This window comes from Nocardia arthritidis (assembly GCF_011801145.1).
GTDB classification, from domain to species: domain Bacteria; phylum Actinomycetota; class Actinomycetes; order Mycobacteriales; family Mycobacteriaceae; genus Nocardia; species Nocardia arthritidis_A.
The window spans coordinates 5,661,886-5,678,959 of sequence record NZ_CP046172.1; the positions used below are offsets into that span (position 1 = coordinate 5,661,886).

Sequence of the window (17,074 nt, forward strand, 5' to 3'; positions counted from 1 at the left end):
AGCATCACGCGAATTCCGGGTGCGCCCAGCGGGGTTGGACCTCGGCCAGTTTCGCGTTGGCGAGACGGGCGAGGACCTGCTGCACCGGAATGCCGATGGTTCCGGCCAATTCGGCGATCACCCGCAGCGTTGTCGTGCTGTCGAGTTCGTGGACCACCAGGATCTCGTCGACGATCATGGCGCAGATCGCCTGCTCCCGAGTGAAGGCCCGCCCCGGCAGCCAGCTCAGCGCCCACCGCTCACCGCCGGCGTCGTCGGCGAGCCGCGCGGCGAACAGGCTCGACCTCGGGCTGGTGATCCGCAGTTCGGTGATCGTGAGGCAGCCGCGGTATTCGCCGATCACCGCGCGCAGCACCGGATCGGTCACGCCGCCCATACCGCGCCGTAATCGCGCGAATCCGGCCGCGACGTCATAACGGAAAGCCGGATCGCTTTCGGCGAGATAGCTGTCCAGTTCCCGGAACACCCGGCCGATGGTGATCGTTCTCGTTGTCGCGCTAGCTGTTTCGGTGTTCATGCCGACACCTCTCCTCCGTTGCCCGGCTCCGTCGGCGGCTCCCCCGACCGGTCGTCATCGAATTCGATACGGTGTGTCTCGTCGTTGACGATCGCCTGAATCTTCTTGCGCGCGTTGCTCTTGTGCGAATACACCGTGGACAGGCTGCGGCCGAGGTCGCGCGCGATCTCGGCATCGGAAAGCCCGAGATCCCATGCCAGCAGGGCGATCCGGTACTCGCTCTCGGTGAGCCGGCGCATCAGGATCTGCCACAGCCGCGCCAATTCCTGTTCGGTGAGCACCCGGTCCAGCGGGTTGCCGAATTCGGCACCGCGGGCGAAGACCGGAACGGCGTCGTCGAGGTAGCGGCCGATCGGGATCGGGCGGCGCCGGTCCTGTCGCCAAACGTCTTTCACGCGGCAGTGCGCCATCCGCATGATGAGCGGGAGCACCCGATCGTCCGGCGTGCCCCGGAAGTCGCGATCGAACTGCTGCCATACGGCGAGGAAGACCTGCTGGACGATCTCGTTCGCCATATCCGTATCGCCGCGGAAGGCGCGTAGCGCGTAGCGATAGACGGCGGGCGAATAGTCTTGGAACAGATCGCGATACCGGTCCGGCTCGCTCGGTGGCCGGTTATCTGTCATCGCGACGGAACCTGCTTCGGGGTCATGCCATGTATTCGCCGATCCCCCATGGAATCTCGAGATCGGAGCCTACATCTTCGGCGATTGCGGCCGAATTCGGTGCACAACGGCCGTATCGCGCCGGACCGTTCCTGGTTTACTGGACGGTCGCTTTAGATCGCCTCGGTGCCCGGGTGCGCCCGAACCTCACACGGCACCACGCCGCCATGGTCCGCGCCGATTGTGCGGCCGGTCGCGGCCCGCCCAGCGCGGATTGGTTTCGTCGCGACGGTAGACGGTGATCCGGCCCGCCCCGCCGAAACGCAGGCGGGTGGCCTTGCCCGCGACCTCGCCGTCGGTGGCCACCGCCTCCGGCGCGGGCAGCTCGACGAACAGCTCGCCGAGTTGCCGCTCGCCGTACACCCTGCTGCGGCCGATCGCCGCGAGCAGCAGGGCCAGCACCGCACGGATGCGGGACCAGCGCAGATCGGCGCGCAGCCAGCGCACGTCGAGCATGCCCGCGTCGAGCCGGTCCCGGAAGGCCGGTATCGCGCCGCGCGGGTGATACATACCGTTGCCGACGAACAGGAACCACACGGTGCGCCACCGCCCGTCCACCCGGATCCGGATCGGTTCGGTCCGCCGCAGCGTCACGACGAGCGCGGCGACGAAGGCGGGCCACTTACCCCAGCGCGCCTGCCACCGCTCGCGCAGCCGCACCAGCTCCGGATATGCGCCGAGGCTTGCGGTATTTATCAAATATCTTGTGCGCGAGCCTGTTTCGTCGTCCAGCTCGACGCGAGCGATATCGACCGCCACCGCCTCGCCCGCACCCGTCGCATCGATCACCTCGCGCAGATCGTATACGCCGAGGTCGCGGGCGAAATGGTTCAGCGTGCCCGCGGGGATGACCGCGAGCGGCAGCCCGTGCCGCAGCGCCACCGCGGCCACCGCCGCGACAGTGCCGTCGCCGCCCGCCGCGCCGACCGCCCGCACCGGTTCGGTCGCGCGGGCCAGCGCATGCTCCAACTGTTCGGCGGCGTCGCGATCCGGCTCGGTGCGCAGCACGGCGGCCGCGGGCAGCGCGGCGGCGATCTCGGCGGTCGGGTCGTGGCCAGGATCACCCGCGGCCGGATTCACCAGCACCACAAGGCCTTTGCCGTCCACCAGCGACGGCGCGCCGGGGACGGGCGCCGCCTGGGCCTCATCCGATTCACGGATTGGCCACCAACGCCTGGTGGCCAACGCGATGCCCGAGCCGATCGCCGCGCCGACGAGCACATCCGAGCTCCAGTGCACGCCGGTATGCACCCGTGAATAGGCGACGGTGGCCGCCAGCGGCGCGACAATCATTGCGGCGCGCGGACTTTCGAGCGCGACGGCGGTCGCGAACGCCGCCGAGCACGCGCTGTGCCCCGACGGGAACGACGACGAGGACGGCGCCGGAACCAGCCGTCGATGCATCGGCAGCGGATCCGCGGCCGGACGGCGGCGGCCGACAAGCGTTTTCAGCCCGACGTTGACGGTGAGGCTCGCCGCGGCGAGCGAGACCACGCCGCGCGCCGCGCCCCGGCGAGTGGCGCCCTCCCGCGCGGCGAGCAGCGCGGCGATCGCCAGCCAGAGCGCCCCGAAATCCGCGGAACGGGTGAGCAGCAGCAGCGCCGGATCCAGCCGGGACGCGGGCAACCTGCCGACCGCACCCTCCACCGCACGGTCGAATCGCCCTACGTCACCGAACTTTCGGCGTAGCCAGCTGCGCACACTGTCCGACACTACCGATCGCCGCGGCCGGGTTCGCGCGATGCCAAGGGGTGCAGGGCATTTCGCGGGTACGACGCCTTCTCGTCGGCGGGCCGTGTGCGTGGGCCGCCGTTGGATTGGCCAGCCCGCGTTCGATCATGGTTCAATGCCGGGGAATTGCTGAGTCCGCGCATGCGGAGGGGGAGGAAATCGTGCGGTATTGGATCACGGCCGTCTTGTCGTGCCTGGCGTTGGTCGTCAGCGGCTGCTCGGGCGACTCGGCCGCGAAATCGGTCGACCAGGGCGACTGCGTGCAGCAGAGCGGCGACGATTTCACGAAGGTCGATTGTTCGTCGGCGCAGGCCAAATACGTCGTGCTGAAGAAGCTCAGCGGGTCCGAATACACCTGCAAGGACGTCGCGGGCGTCACATACACCTACTACAACGACTCGCGGCAGGTCTGCCTCGGCGACAAGGGCGCCGATCCGCAACAGGCCAGCAACACCGCGCGCAAGGGCGACTGCCTCACCGATTCCAGTGCGCCGCCGGTACACAAATTCCCGTGCACCGACTCGCGGACGATCTACAAGGTTCTCGAACGCAAGGACGGCGGGTTGACCAATTTCGCCTGTGACGGCGTCGCGGGCACGGAGGTCACCTACACCTGGGAACTCAAGCAGATCGGCAACGGCACCAAACTGCCCAAGCTCGGCCCCGACCTGATCTTCTGCCTCGCGCACAAGGAGGTCGATCCGGCACGGGCGCTGGAGAACGCGAAAGCCGGTGACTGCCTGCGGGATACGACGATCAAACCCAACCTCGAGATCACCGGCTGCGGTGCGGGCGACGCGAAGTACCGGGTGCTCAAAGTGGTCGTGCAGAGCAGCCAATGCGATAACGTCCACGGCGCGACCAGCTCCTTCACCTTCACCCCCGGCGGCCTGGCCCTCCCCCGCGTGTACTGCGTCGCCAAACTGCGCTGAGCAGTATCAGCAGGTCAACGGAACACCACGCAGGTGGCGGCGGGGGTTTGCAGGGCTCCCGACGACGGACCGGGGATGCCGGTGACGGGGTCGAGGTCGAACCAGGTGACCGAATCGGATTTCTGGTTGGCGGCGTAGAGGCGGCGGGCGCCGGGGTCCAACGTCAAGTGGCGCGGGAACTTTCCGCCGCAGGGGGTGGTGGTCAGCAGGACCGGGGCGACGCCGAGAAGGGTGAAGGTCGCGATATTGTCGTGGCCGCGGTTGGCCAGGTACAGGAAACGCCCGTCGGGCGAGATGACCGGCTCGGACGGATAATTGCGGTCGCCGCCGGCGTCCGGGTCGGCGGCCACCGAATCGCCCGGACGCAGCTCACCGGTTTCCGGTGACCAATCACAAACGGTGACAGTCGAATTCAGTTCGTTGGCGAGGTAGGCGCGGCGGCCGTCCGGATGGAACGCCAGATGCCGGGGGCCGCTGCCGGGCGTCATGGCGACCTGCGCGTGCCGGGCCAGTTTGCCGTCGGTGAGCCGGTAGACGTAGACCGAATCGACGCCGAGGTCGACGGCGAGCACCCAACGCCCGGACGGATCCACCAACACCTGATGCGCGTGCGGCCCCTCCTGGCGCTCCGGATCCGGGCCGCTGCCACTGTGTTGCGCGACATCGGTGACCGCGCCGAGCCGCCCGTCCCCCGCCACCGCGAGCACGCTGACGCTGCCGGAGTCGTAGTTGGCGGTGAGCACCCAGCGACCGTCCGGTGTCACGCACAGGTGCGTCGGCCCGTTGCCCTGCACCGCAACGGTATTCAGTACCGTCGGGCGGTCGGTGTCCAGGCAGATCGCGGTTGCCCTTCCCGCACCGGCACTTTCGTCGACCGCGTAGAGGTATCGGCCGTCCGGCGAGAGGGCGAGGAAGGACGGGTCCGCGACCCCGTCGACGGTGTCCTCGATGGCCAATCCGCCGGTCGCCGGATCCACTGCGGCGACGCCGATCCCGCGGCCGCCCGCGCCCGCCGACGTGTAACAGCCCAGATAGGCCCGCATTCCGTCGACCGCACGGGCCGGCGGCGGTGTGAGCACGCCCGCGGCGACGCCCGCCCCGACACTCAGTGCCCCGCCGAGTATTCCGAGGAACTGCCGCCGCCCAATTTCACCGTTCCGCACGGCCTGTCCTTCCGCCCAATCGAATATTGCGCGTCAGAATGACCCAAGTCACAACATCTTAGCAAGGGGTGCAACTCAGATTGCGTAAAATGCAACACAATTCGAGGGGTCGGGCCACGGATATGAGCTGATAAACGCCCGCGCACCCGCATTCGACCGCGGCGAACTGGGGACCGTCTGGGTAACGCAGCGAACTGAACGGTTTTACGGTTAACCCGACACGCCCACGGGTACACTCCCCAGCACCGGTGATGGCTTAGCGCACAAACCTTTTCGGGGGAGCCGTGGTTCCACGGAGAGCTCTGTTACAGGCGGGTCTGGTCCTGCCGCTGGCCTCCGCGTGTGGATCCGGTCTGCTCACCGGCGAGCCGGGGATGGTGCGAATCGCGGTGCCGTGGAGCGGTTACGAGCTCGCGGCCTTCCGTAAGGTACTGCGGGACAGGCGGATCGACGGCGCCGTCGAGGTGCTGCCGCTCGGCGACGATATCGATCTCGCGCTCGACGCCCGCGGCAGCTCGGCGCCGGATATCGTACTGCTGCCCGAGGCGGGCCGGATCCGCCAACTCGCCGACAGCGTGCTGCGCCCCGTCGACGAGCAGCTGTGGCTGGACACCGACGGCTGGCGATACGCCGATGAATGGCGGAACCTGCTGTGGCACAACGGTAAACCTTACGGCGTACCGTTCAAGGCCGCGAACAAATCCTTGGTCTGGTACGACCGCTACGCCTTCGGCCGCGAACCGTCCGACGAACCGCGCGGCTGGACGCTCGCGGATTGGCCGCGGCGGATGGAGGAGGATTTCTCCGCCCGCGGCAAACCCCGGCTACTCGCCCTCGGCGCCGCCGACGGCTGGGTGCTGGCGAATATGTTCTCGAACGTGCTGTTCGACGTCTCGCTGACGTTGAACGGATCGCCATGGGACTACGAGGATCTGGCCGGACCTGGCCGGGGACCGTGGGCGCGCACCTGGGATCGCGGCTCGGTGCGGGCCACCCTGGCCATGCTCGGCCGGATCTGGAGCAATAAGTACGCCTTTCCCGGCGGCGTCGCCCAAACGCTGACCCGCCAATTCCCGGACGCGATCCGCGATGTCTTCGAGCTGCGCCGGGCCGCGCTGGTGGTCGCGCCCGACTTCGCCGAACCGGTGGTGCGCCGCTGTCTACAGCGCACCGGGCGACCGGCGGACTGCGTCGGCGTCATGCAATTCCCGCCGGTCGCATCGGGTTTCCACCGTCCACTGATCGCGGGCGGCGACGTCATCACGGTCACCGCCGCCGCACGGGAGGAGGCGGGGCGGGTGGTGGCCGCGCTCGCCGATCCGCTGGCCCCGCTGCCGTGGCTGAAGGACGAAGGCGGCTTCCTGGCCCCGAATCGGCGCACGCCGATCCGGGTTTCGAGCATGGTCGCGGCACTGGAGCCCGAGATGCTCACCTGGCTGGACTCCTGGACCGAATTCGATCTCGCCGACCTGGTCGGCACCGTCGGCAGACGAAACGGACTGTGGCGCATCCTCACCCAATTCCTGATCGAGATCGGCGACGGACAGGTCGACCGGCTGCCCGACCAGATCGACTGGGCCATCGACGAACTCGACCGGTTCGAACGGAGTTCCGCATGACGGCGGGCGAATTCGATGCCAACGGACTGACCGTCGAGCTGGCGCCACGGCGGATGGCAGGCCCGCTGGTGCCGGGCTGGAATCTGTGGGACCGGCTGGCCTGGATCATGCTGCTGCCCGCCGCGGCGCTCACCGTGGTGCTGGTGATCCCGCTCGGCGCGACGGTGCTCGACGCGGCGCACGCCCGCTGGGCGGTGGTCCTCTGGTGTGTGGTGATAGTCGTTGTCGCCGTTGCGATCAGGACGGCATGGCGGCGTTATCTGCCCGCCGCGCTCTCGCGCTGGAACAGGCCGCGGCGGGTGGCCGCGGGTACGGCGGGCGGGCTGGGGGCCGCCGTCGCGATCTGGCTGCTCGAGCTGGTGCTCGGCGCGGACGGATTCCTGGCCTACGCCAGAACCACGGCGGGTGTGGTCGTCGCGATGGTCATCCTGGGGCTTGCGCTGCTCGCCGCGCGCCGGTTCCGGCGGACGTGGATTCCGTGGTGGCCGTTGATCGTTCCGTTCGGGATCGCGGCCTTCGTGGCCGGGCTGGCCTTCCGCCTGATCTTCGCGGTACCGGTGGATCTGGTGAATGTCCTTGTCACGCAGACGATGCGGGTGCAGGCGCAGTGGCTCCTGTACGCCGTGCTGCTCGGCGCCGCGTTCGGGTGGACCTGGGCCGGTGCGCTTTTCGTGCTCTTCCGGTCGGCGATCACCGCGATCGAGGCCGATCCGGTACAGGCCGCGTACGTCAGGGGCCCGGACGGCACGCCGACCATCCGTGGTCTCTATCAGCTGCTGCGGCCGATGCTGTGGGTATTCGGGTTGGTCGTCGGGGTGGCCGCGGCGCGCATCTTCGACGTCGTGCTGGTCGCGGTGCCGGGCTCCCGGCAGTATTCGCTGGACAGCGCGACGGTGCACTGGTGGCGGCTCACCACCGACGGCTCCGATCCCGGTGCGGCCGCGGCGTTTTCGCTACCGCTCGCGGTGCTCATCGGGCTGGCGGCCTGGCTCTCGCAGTCGCACGGGCCGCAGGGCGTGCGACCGCGGCCGCTGGCCGCCGCGGTTCCGGTGCAGGTCCGGCTCAGCCCGGGGATATCCCGCACGAAGCGGTTCCTCCAGGGCGCCCGGCCGCTGCTGCGGGTGACGGCCATCGCGGTATTCTTCCTCGCGCCGGTCCTGGTGCTGATCGTGATCGGCTGGGCCGGGCTCGACGGACCCGCGTTCACCGGTGACGCCAGCATCTGGCACGACCGCGAGATGTGGCGGTCGCTGCGCAAGACCGCGCTCGTGGCCGGGGTGGCGACCTGCCTGCTGGTGACCGCGGCGGTGCCCGCCGCCTACTACGCCGCCTCCCTCGATCCGGATCGACGGCGGTCGCGAATCGTGGTGGCCGCCTTGGTCGTACTGACCGTGATGCCCGCGCAGGTGTATGTCGGGCCCATCCGCGGCGCCATCGAACACCTCGGGCTCACCGGCACCTCGCTGCCGCTCATCGTCACGCACGCCGCGATCGGCCTGCCGATCTCCACGCTCATCCTGCGCACCGCGCTGCTCGCGCCCGCCGACGCCCCCGACCCCGACGCGCTGCGCGGGCGCACCGTTCCGGCCATGGTGTTCCAGCGGATCCGGACCACCGCGGGGCGGGCGCTCGGTGCGGTGGCGGTACTCGAGCTGGTCCAGGTGTGGAACGATTTCTTCGTCGGGCTGCTGGTGAGCGGGGCCGATATCAGCCCGTGGTCGCTGCTGCTGTGGGGCGAGGCGCGCCAATTCAACGAGGGCGCGGCGCATTTGGCGGCCGGGGCGCTGCTCAGCGCCATCCCGCCGGTGGTGCTGGTGCTGCTCACCTGGCGTCGCTTCCTGGTACCCGGTCTGACCGGAGGTGTGCTGCGATGAACGGCCCTGAGCCGCCGCGCGATCCGCGTCCGCCCTCACCCGAGTCCGCGGCCTCGGTACTGGCGAAATCGTCGGTCTGGCAGGGCTTTCTGGGTATCGCGTGGGTGATCTCCACCTCGATGATCCTGGAGATCGGGTCGAAGCTGCTCGAGGGCTGGGTGGGCGCGAGCCATCTGCTGGCCCCGGTCGCGGGCTGGCTGAGCGGGGTGGCCGTATTCCTCATCGTCTTCGGCGCCGCGTACGCGCTGTGGGTGAAGGTGACCGAACTGCGGCGGCGCGCGGAACTGCTGCGCATCACCAACACCACCGCCGATCTGGTGCAACCGGGCCTGCTCGTGCGCGCCCGCGCCGCGCAGTTCGAACCCGAAGCGCCGGAGCTGGATCCGGATCTGCCGTACAACCTGATCGCGGCGATCCTGCGGGATCTGGGATTTCGCACATTCGAAACGGCCGCGCTGTACGAGGTGGTCGCGGCGGCGCTGGCCGCGCCGGCCCGGGTGCCCGACGCGCCCATCGACGACCGGACACCGGGAACGGTGCTCACCGATCTGGTCGAGCGCGGCATCCTGGTGCGCGGCGTGCAGGATCAGGTGCGGCTGGCCCGCGTGCCCCTACTCCCGGATTCCGCGGAGGTGCAAGCGGATCCGGCGTGGGCGGCCGCCCTGCCGACCCTGGTCCGCCACTACGCGGACCGGGCGACGCAATGGTCGGTCGCGCTGGATTCCACCGCGCTGAGCCCCGGCGCGCAGCGGTGGTTCGACACCGAGGGGCCCGGCCTGTGCGAACTCGTACTGGCCTGCGCCGGAATGGATCCCGAAATCGCCCGGCTATTGGTCCCCGAATTGTCCAGGATCGCCGACGCATTGGATACGTGGTTCGCCCGCAAGGGCTGGGATGAGGCGGAATACGGTGTAGCGCAGACACTTTCGCGTCTCGCCGCCGAAACCGGATGTGCCGTCGAGCGGGAACTCGCCGAGATACGCAACGGCACGGCCGAGGTGAAATCGCTCGTCTCGCCACTGCACCGGTACTCGGTCGCGCTGCGCGCCCGCCGGGCGCTGCGGTCCGCACTGCGCGAACTCGCCGAACCGTCTCCGGAACTGGTTGTCGCGCAACGGTATCTGGATACGGCGTGGCGGCAGGTGCCACACACCGACATCCCGGGCCGGGTGTGCGTGCTGATCGACCTCGCCGAGGTGCACTTACGGCAGTGGCAGCTCGACACCGCACAGCATTGCCTGCAGTTGGCGGAATCGCTCACCTCGGACGGCCGCGATCCGGCGGGGCGGGCGCAGGTGCACGAGACGCTCGGCGTGCTGCTGTGGGCGCGCGGCGAACCGCGCCGGGGGCTGCGCTACTGGCAGTGGGCGCTGGCGGGCTACCGGGAATTGGACCATGAGCTCGGCACCGCGCGCTGTCTGCAGCACCTCGGCTCCGCGGTGGTCGTCGCCCCGCCATACGGCAGCCTCCTGCTCGGTGACGAGACCGAGGTCACCGAGGCGGAGGTGTTGCGGCAGGCCACCGGCTGGCTCGCGGAATCCATGAACCTGCGGCCGCCGCATCAGCCGCTGGCCGAGCGCTATTGGGAGGCGGCGCGCGCCAGGCTGGCCCGGCTGCGGCCGTTCGATCCGGACGAACCCGAGGCGTGGCTGCCCCTCGACCGGATCGATCGGTGGCCGCTGCCGGACGTCGCCTGAGCTACCTCAGCGACCCTGATGGATCTGTTTCATCGGCGCACCGGCTGTGAGCAACCGGCCTCCGGGATATCCCGCGGCCGATATGCTGGACGCCATGACTGCTGTCGGGGTGCTGTTGGCCTCGGTCGCCGACGGATCGACCGAGATCGTCGACCTCACGGCGCCACTGCACCGCCACACCCCAATTATTCAACTGCCGCAGCCGTTTTCGAACACCATCCCGTTCGATCTGGAACGGATCAGCGCCTACGACGCGCCGGGGCCCGCCTGGTACTGGAACAATATCCACACCGGTGAACACACCGGGACCCACCTCGACGCGCCGGTGCACTGGATCACCGGGCGCGACGGCGTCGACGCGGCCAATGTGCCACTGCGCGCATTGTTCGCCCCGGCGGTGGTGGTCGATGTCAGCGAGCGGGTCGCGGACAATCCGGACTTTCTGCTCGAGGTGGACGACCTGCGATCTTGGCAGGATCGGCACGGCCCGCTGCCCTCGGGCGGCTGGCTGCTGCTGCGCACCGGATGGGCCGAGCGCGCCGACGATCCGGTCTCCTTCCTCAACACCGACGAATCCGGCTCGCACACACCGGGAATCTCGGTGGCATGCGCCGAATGGCTGGCTGCACAAGCAATTTGCGGAATGGGAGTGGAGACGGTCGGCACCGATGCCGGTGCCGCGGCCGGATTCGACCCACCCTTCCCCTGCCACCATTTCCTGCTCGGCGCGGGCAAATTCGGGCTGACCCAGCTGCGCAACCTGGATCGCCTACCGACGACCGGGGCCGGTTTGATCGTCTGCCCGCTGCCGATCGTCGGCGGATCCGGCAGTCCCGCACGGGTTCTCGCGCTGGTCGGCCGGTAGCCGTGCCGACGGTCGCCGAAGTGGTCGGGGCGGCATTGGCCGACCTCGGGCTCGCACGGGCGTTCGGCGTGGTCGGCAGCGGCAATTTCGCCGTGACGAACGCGTTACGGGCCAACGGTGTTCGGTATATCGCCGCGCGCCACGAATGCGGCGCGACCACCATGGCCGACGCGTACGCGCGGATGAGCGGGACGGTCGCGGCCGTATCGCTGCACCAGGGCCCCGGATTCACCAACGCGCTCACCGGAATCGCCGAGGCCGCCAAGAGCCGGACCCCGCTGCTCGTCCTCGCCGCCGACACCCCGGATGCGGCCGCCCTGTCGAATTTCCGGATCGATCAGGACGCCGCGGCCAGGGCGGTCGGCGCGGTCACCGAACGCGTCCACCATGCGGACAGCGCCGTCGCCGACACCGTCCGCGCCTACCGCACCGCCCGCGACGAACGCCGTTGCGTGGTGCTGCGATTGCCGCTGGACGTGCAGGCGGCCCCGGCCGCGCCGCCACACCCGATTCGGTTACCCGAACCGCCGCCGCCGATGCGGCCCACCGCCGCGGCGGTCGTGGAATTGGCCGCGCTGCTCGCCGATTCGCGGCGGCCGGTCTTCCTCGCCGGACGCGGCGCCCTGCCGTACCCGGCCGAGCTGCGCGCACTCGCCGAGGCCGCGGGTGCGCTGCTCGCCACCTCCGCTGTCGCGCACGGACTTTTTCACGACGATCGGTGGAACCTCGGCATATCCGGTGGATTCGCCTCCGCGACCGCCGCCGAGCTGATCGGAAACGCCGACCTGATCGTCGGCTGGGGTTGCGCGCTCACCAGGTGGACCACCAGGAACGGCCGCCTCATCGGACCGGAAACCCGGGTGGTCCAAGTGGATTCGGATCCGGCGGCGCTCGGCGCGCATCGGCCGGTGCACCTCGGCGTGCCCGGCGATGTCGGTGCGACCGCGCGAGATGTGTTGGGCGAGTGCGCGCCTCGCACCGGCTACCGCACGCCCGAGGTGGCCGCGCTGCTCGCGCGGGGTCAGCGCGGTGTGCCGTATACGGATCTGTCCACCGCCGACCGGATCGACCCGCGCACGCTCACCGCCGCATTGAACGAGCTGTTGCCCGCCGAACGCGTCGTCGCGGTCGATTCCGGCAATTTCATGGGCTATCCGAGCGCCTACCTCGACGTGCCGGACCACTTCGGCTTCTGCTTCACCCAAGGGTTCCAATCGATCGGCCTCGGCCTGGCGACCGCGATCGGGGCGGCGCTGGCCCGGCCCGACCGGCTGGCCGTCGCGGCATTGGGCGACGGCGGCGCGCTCATGAGCGCCGCCGAACTGGAAACCGTTGTGCGCCTCGGCATTCCACTGCTAGCCGTGGTGTACAACGATCACGCCTACGGTGCGGAGGTGCACCACTTCACCGACGCCGACCTGGACACGGTCACCTTCCCGGATACCGATATCGCGGCGCTGGCCCGCGGCGCCGGATTCGACGCGGCGACCGTCCGCACCGTCACCGATCTCGGCATCGTCCCGGAATGGCTTGCCGGACAGCGTGATCGGCCGCTACTGCTGGATGCGAAAATCGCGAGCGACGGCGGGGCCTGGTGGTTGAGCGAGGCGTTCGGCGGACGCTGATTTTCCCGGGGTGATCCTCATTCCGCGCGGCGGTCCAATTCCGCACGCAGCGCGGCATTTTCGGCGCGCAACCGCTCGATCTCGGCGGCCTGCTCGGCCGCGGCGGCTCGCTCCAGCGCGACGGCCTCGTCGAGCCGCTGCTTGTCGTAGCGGGGGTGAATATGCCTGCTGCAATTCCAGTCGTAGCCCTCGACCGTCACCAGGATAGAACGCTCCGCCCTGCTCCGAATGGTCGAGGAGCCGATGGTGAGCAGGCGTCGCAGCAGGTCCGGATCCTCGTCGCGTTCCACCACCCGGGCCAGCCCGAACAGCTTCAGCCGTTGGCGCAGCGGATAATCCACGAAGAACAGCGCGACCCGAGGATTGTCGGCCAGGTTGCCGACGGTGACGTACTGCTGGTTGCCGGTGAGGTCGGCGAATCCGATCGTCGACGAATCCAGCACCTGCGCAAAGCCTTTCGGACCACCGCGATGCTGGATATAGGGCCAGCCGCCGGGTGTCGCGGTGGCGAGGAAGAACGAGTCGGCGGCGCGCACGAAACCGGCGCGGCGGGTGTCGAGCGGGATGTCCCGCTCCGCGATCCGGCCCGGCTCCAGTTGCGCGCCGTAATCCACGTAGCTGCCGGTGCGTCGCTGGTGCTCCATGGCGGCCGGGCCGAAGGCGATCTCGGGGTAGCGGTTCGCGGCTCTCACATAGCCCGACATTAGCGGCCGGGTGCGTTATTCGTGAATGCCGTTTACGGTGCGCCTATGCCGTAGGCGCATAGATCGCGGCCGGTTGCCCCAACAATGTCCGGCATCACACCACGAAACGGCGCGCGGCCGGGTCCAGCGGCGGGAAGGCCGTGGAGATCTGGGCGCACAGCCGCCACGGCCGGTCGCCATCGATCGTCGCCTTACCGCTGGTCAGGATCGCGCCGGACAGCTCGCGGGCCGGGTCGGCCCAGCCGTACTGGGTGGTCAGACCGCTTCGGCCGAAATGGTTTTCGGTGTGTGCGCCGAATTTGGAACGGCGCCCGCCCAATTCGTATCCGGCGCGGCTGACCCGTCCGGCCAGGCCGGGCATCCGGTCGGCGGGTTCGATCGCGCGGCGCAGCGTCGCCGCGCTCATCATCCGCACCCCGTCGAGTTCGCCGCCGCGGCACAGGATTTCGTAGAAGCGGGACAGTTCGTTCGCGGTGGTGACGAGATTGCCCGACGGAAGCTCGGCGGTGAGGAATGCCTTGGTGGCATCGGCATCCGTCCTGCTGTCCATTCGCCCGCCCAAAGCCTTGCGCGCCAACAGCGCCGACAGCCGCGAGGGGCGCGGCCCGGTCTTCACGCTCGGCACCACCAGATCCACGTCGCCGGGGCTGACACCGAAATTCGTCCAGCGGAAGCCGAGTGGGTCGAGCACCCGTTCCCGCAGATGGTCCCGCATGGCCCGGCCGGTGGCCCGCTTGACCAGCAGCCGCTGGATCAGGCCGCTGGTGAGCGCGTGATAGACCCGGAAACGGCCGGGCCCCCAACTCGGCTTCAGATCGGCGAGGGCCCGCACCGCGAGCTCCTCGTCCACCACCACGTCGAATCCACGGTGCGGCGCGGTGAGGAACGGCACACCCGCCGAATGCGACAACACGTCGCCGATGGTGATCGCCGCCTTGCCGTTGGCGGCGAATTCCGGAATGTAGCGGCACACCGGCTCATCCGGCGCGAACGCACCGTCCTCGATCAGCATGTACAGCACCGCCGCCGCGACGCCCTTGGCCGTCGAGAATCCGCACAGCGGCATATCCGGCGTCAGCGGGACGCGTTCGGCGTCGGGTCCGTCGGTGGGCGCATTGCCCCAGCCGTGCCCGATCGCCCGGTTCAGCACCACATTTCCGCTGCGCCGCAGGCACACCTGGATGGCGGGCGTGGTACCCATCCGGTACCAGTCCTGTACCGAGGCCCACACCGCCGCCACCGCACCGGGATCGAGTCCGGCCGCCGCCGGATCGTCCTCGTACCCGACGGTGGTCACCGAGTCGAGATCGGCCGCCACCGTCACCAACGAACTCGTAGGCACGCTCACCCGACCATGGTAGGCAGGTTTTCGATCATGCCCAGACAGGGCAACACCAGCTCAGCCAGTGCGGCTGGGGCGGCCGTTCTCCAAGTGGCCGGTGAAGCGGCGACGCCAGTTGGGGCGGGCGGGCAATGTCAGGGTGACGTCGTACCAGCCGTCGGTATCGGCGACGGTGTGGTCGGCGGCGTCGCCCGGTGCGACGGTCACACTGACGCCCGCGATCGTGATATCGATCGGCTTCTGGCCCGAATTACGCATCGTCACAGTGAAATTCGGGTTCGATGCGGTTCCGCCGACGGCCGCGGATACGGTGAGGTCCGCCGCCGAATTATCTCCCGCGGCCTCGAACAGGAATCCGTTCGGGCCGTGCACCGCGACGTCGTACGCGTCGGTGAACGGGATGCGCGCGGTCGCGGTACCGCCCGCGGTGGCCAGCACCTGGCGGACCGGTGCGTCGACGCCGGGATGGTATGCGTAGCACTGGAATTGGAGCGCCGCCGCACCCTGGTTGGCAAGCATCAGGCTGAGCGGGGCGGCGGTGGTGTCGGCCCACGCCACCGGCTGATACGGCAGCGGGCGGGCCTTGGCGGTACCCGGCTCGGGTACCGGCATCTCCTGGTCGTCCGGCGCGGGCGGCACCGGTTTGGGCAGCGACGACTGGGTTCGATCCGCCTCCGCGCGCAGCGCGGCCGTATCGGGCAGCAGCGGAATGGTGGTGTCGGTGGTGCGGAAGTCGAAGCAGCTGGTCAGGTCGCCGCAGACGGCGCGGCGCCAATCCGAGATATTGGGTTCGCGCACGCCGGTCCACGCCTCGAGGAAGCGCAGCACCGAAGTGTGGTCGAACACTTGGGAATTCACCCAGCCGCCCCGGCTCCACGGGGAGATCACCAGCAGCGGAACCCGCGGGCCGAGTCCGATCGGCGTCGGCCGACCCCACGCCGGTCTCAATTCGGCGGAACCGGTTTTGCCGACCAATTCCGTTACCCCGCTTGCCGCCAGCTGCGGCAGCTCGGTGCCGCCGCCGGGTTGGTTGGCGGGCAGGAATTCACCCGGTGTGCCGGGCGGCGGCGTCGGTGGGACGAGATGGTCGAACAGACCGTCGTTTTCGTCGTAGTTGATCAGTACGACGGTCGACTCCCACAGTTTCGGGTTGTCCCACAACGCTTTCAGCATCCGCTGCACATATACCGCGCCGTCCACCGGACGAGCCGCCGGATGCTCGGTGTATCCCATCGGCGCGACCACCCACGACACCTGCGGCAGCGTATTCGTGGCGCACGCCGAAATGAACTGTTCCAGAACGTAATCCACATTTTTGCCGTCGGCGCCGTCGGCCGGTTTCCAGGTACCGGTGACGTTTGCGCGCTCGGCCAGCTGGCGCACCGCCGGATCAGTCGAGGCCAGCGCGTCGTGATAGGCCTGGAACAGCCACAGCGGATTGTCGCCGTAGTCGCCGAGGAATATCGCGTCGGTATCGCCCGCGCGGTCGTTGGCGAACACCTGCCAGGAGATGCCGGCCTGCTGCAACCGCTCCGGATAGGTCGTCCACCGGTACACGGGCTTGTAGTCGGCCGGGTTGAAAGTCGCCGGGCCGCCGAGGGTTCCGCCGGGATCGATCGTTCCGGTCCAGTGGTACAACCGGTTCGGCGTCGTCGGGCCCTGGATCGAACAGAAATAGTTGTCGCACAACGTGAACGCTTGGGCGAGCGCACGATGGAACGGGATATCGGCCTCGGTGAAATAACCCATCGTCATCTCCGACTTGGCCGCGATCCACGAGTGGTACGCGCCGTCGGCCCACGCCTGATGGGTGGTGTTCCAGTCGTGCGGGAGATCGCCCGCGTCCTGGGCGTCGAAGCGTGTGGTGTCCAGATGGAACGGCAGCAGATAGCCCGCGCCGAGCGAGTCCGGCTGCGCGAACACGTCGCCGCGCACCGAACCGCTACTGCCCGTCGGCAATCCGCTGACGCCGGTGCCCGGCTGCCTGCCGTTGGACGCGGCCGCGACGCCCTCGGCCACCGCCTGACTCGCCGGATCGGCGCCGCCGGGCAGCAACCGCAGCGCGGTCGGGTCCCCGAAACCCCTGGCGCCGGCCATGGTCCCGTAGTAGTGATCGAACGAACGGTTCTCCTGCATCAGGATCACGACATGTCGCACGTCGTCGAGGCTGCCGCGCCGCGGCGCCGCACCGGCCCGCTGCGCGCGCAGGCCGAGTCCGGCCACACCCGCGGCGGCGAACAGCCCGCCGAGTGCGGTACGCCGTTTGATCCTGCCAAATCTGTACGCCATCGGTCTCCGATCAGAGGGTGGTGTCCAGCGGATCCACGGCCCATGCTCACG

At 69.2% G+C, this 17,074-nt stretch carries 13 protein-coding genes; 6 read left to right on the top strand and 7 right to left on the bottom strand.

What is annotated here, in order from left to right; all coding sequences use genetic code 11:
• Positions 1 to 4: 4 nt before the first annotated feature.
• The 3 genes from F5544_RS25470 to F5544_RS25480 all read right to left on the bottom strand — a co-directional run bounded on the left by F5544_RS25470 (position 5) and on the right by F5544_RS25480 (position 2,883).
• Entirely contained in the window at positions 5 to 517 is a 513-nt protein-coding gene (locus F5544_RS25470; protein WP_167475523.1) for a hypothetical protein, read from the bottom strand.
• Complete coding sequence (locus tag F5544_RS25475) at positions 514 to 1,143, bottom strand: RNA polymerase sigma factor (RefSeq protein ID WP_167475524.1); 630 nt, start codon at positions 1,141 to 1,143, stop codon at positions 514 to 516. Before F5544_RS25475 ends, F5544_RS25470 begins: the two co-directional genes overlap by 4 nt.
• Positions 1,144 to 1,329: 186 nt before the next feature.
• Entirely contained in the window at positions 1,330 to 2,883 is a 1,554-nt protein-coding gene (locus F5544_RS25480; protein ID WP_203217348.1) for a phosphatase PAP2 family protein, read from the bottom strand.
• 191 nt (positions 2,884 to 3,074) lie between these two features.
• Between F5544_RS25480 and F5544_RS25485 the strand changes: the two genes are divergently transcribed.
• Positions 3,075 to 3,845, top strand: coding sequence for an LppU/SCO3897 family protein (locus tag F5544_RS25485; RefSeq protein WP_167475525.1), 771 nt, complete (start codon positions 3,075 to 3,077; stop codon positions 3,843 to 3,845).
• Between the two features lie 14 nt (positions 3,846 to 3,859).
• Here F5544_RS25485 and F5544_RS25490 read toward each other — a convergent pair whose 3' ends face one another.
• Positions 3,860 to 5,008, bottom strand: coding sequence for a lactonase family protein (locus F5544_RS25490; protein ID WP_203217349.1), 1,149 nt, complete (start codon positions 5,006 to 5,008; stop codon positions 3,860 to 3,862).
• 284 nt (positions 5,009 to 5,292) lie between these two features.
• Here F5544_RS25490 and F5544_RS25495 point away from each other — a divergent pair, with 284 nt between their 5' ends.
• The 5 genes from F5544_RS25495 to F5544_RS25515 all read left to right on the top strand — a co-directional run bounded on the left by F5544_RS25495 (position 5,293) and on the right by F5544_RS25515 (position 12,688).
• Positions 5,293 to 6,627 (top strand): ABC transporter substrate-binding protein, encoded by a 1,335-nt coding sequence (locus F5544_RS25495; protein ID WP_238846654.1) that lies wholly within the window; start codon positions 5,293 to 5,295, stop codon positions 6,625 to 6,627.
• Positions 6,624 to 8,501, top strand: a complete 1,878-nt coding sequence (locus F5544_RS25500) for a hypothetical protein (protein WP_167475526.1) — start codon at positions 6,624 to 6,626, stop codon at positions 8,499 to 8,501. Before F5544_RS25495 ends, F5544_RS25500 begins: the two co-directional genes overlap by 4 nt.
• Positions 8,498 to 10,198 carry a hypothetical protein gene (locus tag F5544_RS25505; protein WP_167475527.1) on the top strand — a complete coding sequence of 567 codons (1,701 nt, stop codon included), beginning with the start codon at positions 8,498 to 8,500 and terminating at the stop codon, positions 10,196 to 10,198. The genes F5544_RS25500 and F5544_RS25505 overlap by 4 nt, the downstream gene beginning before the upstream one ends.
• 94 nt (positions 10,199 to 10,292) lie before the next feature.
• Positions 10,293 to 11,063 (top strand): cyclase family protein, encoded by a 771-nt coding sequence (locus F5544_RS25510; protein WP_167475528.1) that lies wholly within the window; start codon positions 10,293 to 10,295, stop codon positions 11,061 to 11,063.
• 2 nt (positions 11,064 to 11,065) lie between these two features.
• Positions 11,066 to 12,688, top strand: a complete 1,623-nt coding sequence (locus F5544_RS25515) for a thiamine pyrophosphate-binding protein (protein ID WP_167475529.1) — start codon at positions 11,066 to 11,068, stop codon at positions 12,686 to 12,688.
• A gap of 17 nt (positions 12,689 to 12,705) precedes the next feature.
• Here F5544_RS25515 and F5544_RS25520 read toward each other — a convergent pair whose 3' ends face one another.
• The 3 genes from F5544_RS25520 to F5544_RS25530 all read right to left on the bottom strand — a co-directional run bounded on the left by F5544_RS25520 (position 12,706) and on the right by F5544_RS25530 (position 17,023).
• Positions 12,706 to 13,380, bottom strand: a complete 675-nt coding sequence (locus F5544_RS25520; RefSeq protein ID WP_238846655.1) for a pyridoxamine 5'-phosphate oxidase family protein — start codon at positions 13,378 to 13,380, stop codon at positions 12,706 to 12,708.
• Between the two features lie 106 nt (positions 13,381 to 13,486).
• The gene (locus F5544_RS25525) at positions 13,487 to 14,740 is read right to left on the bottom strand and encodes a serine hydrolase domain-containing protein (RefSeq protein ID WP_167475531.1); all 1,254 of its coding nucleotides are present in this window, start codon (positions 14,738 to 14,740) and stop codon (positions 13,487 to 13,489) included.
• Between the two features lie 51 nt (positions 14,741 to 14,791).
• Entirely contained in the window at positions 14,792 to 17,023 is a 2,232-nt protein-coding gene (locus F5544_RS25530) for a phosphocholine-specific phospholipase C (RefSeq protein WP_167475532.1), read from the bottom strand.
• Between the last annotated feature and the right edge of the window lie 51 nt (positions 17,024 to 17,074).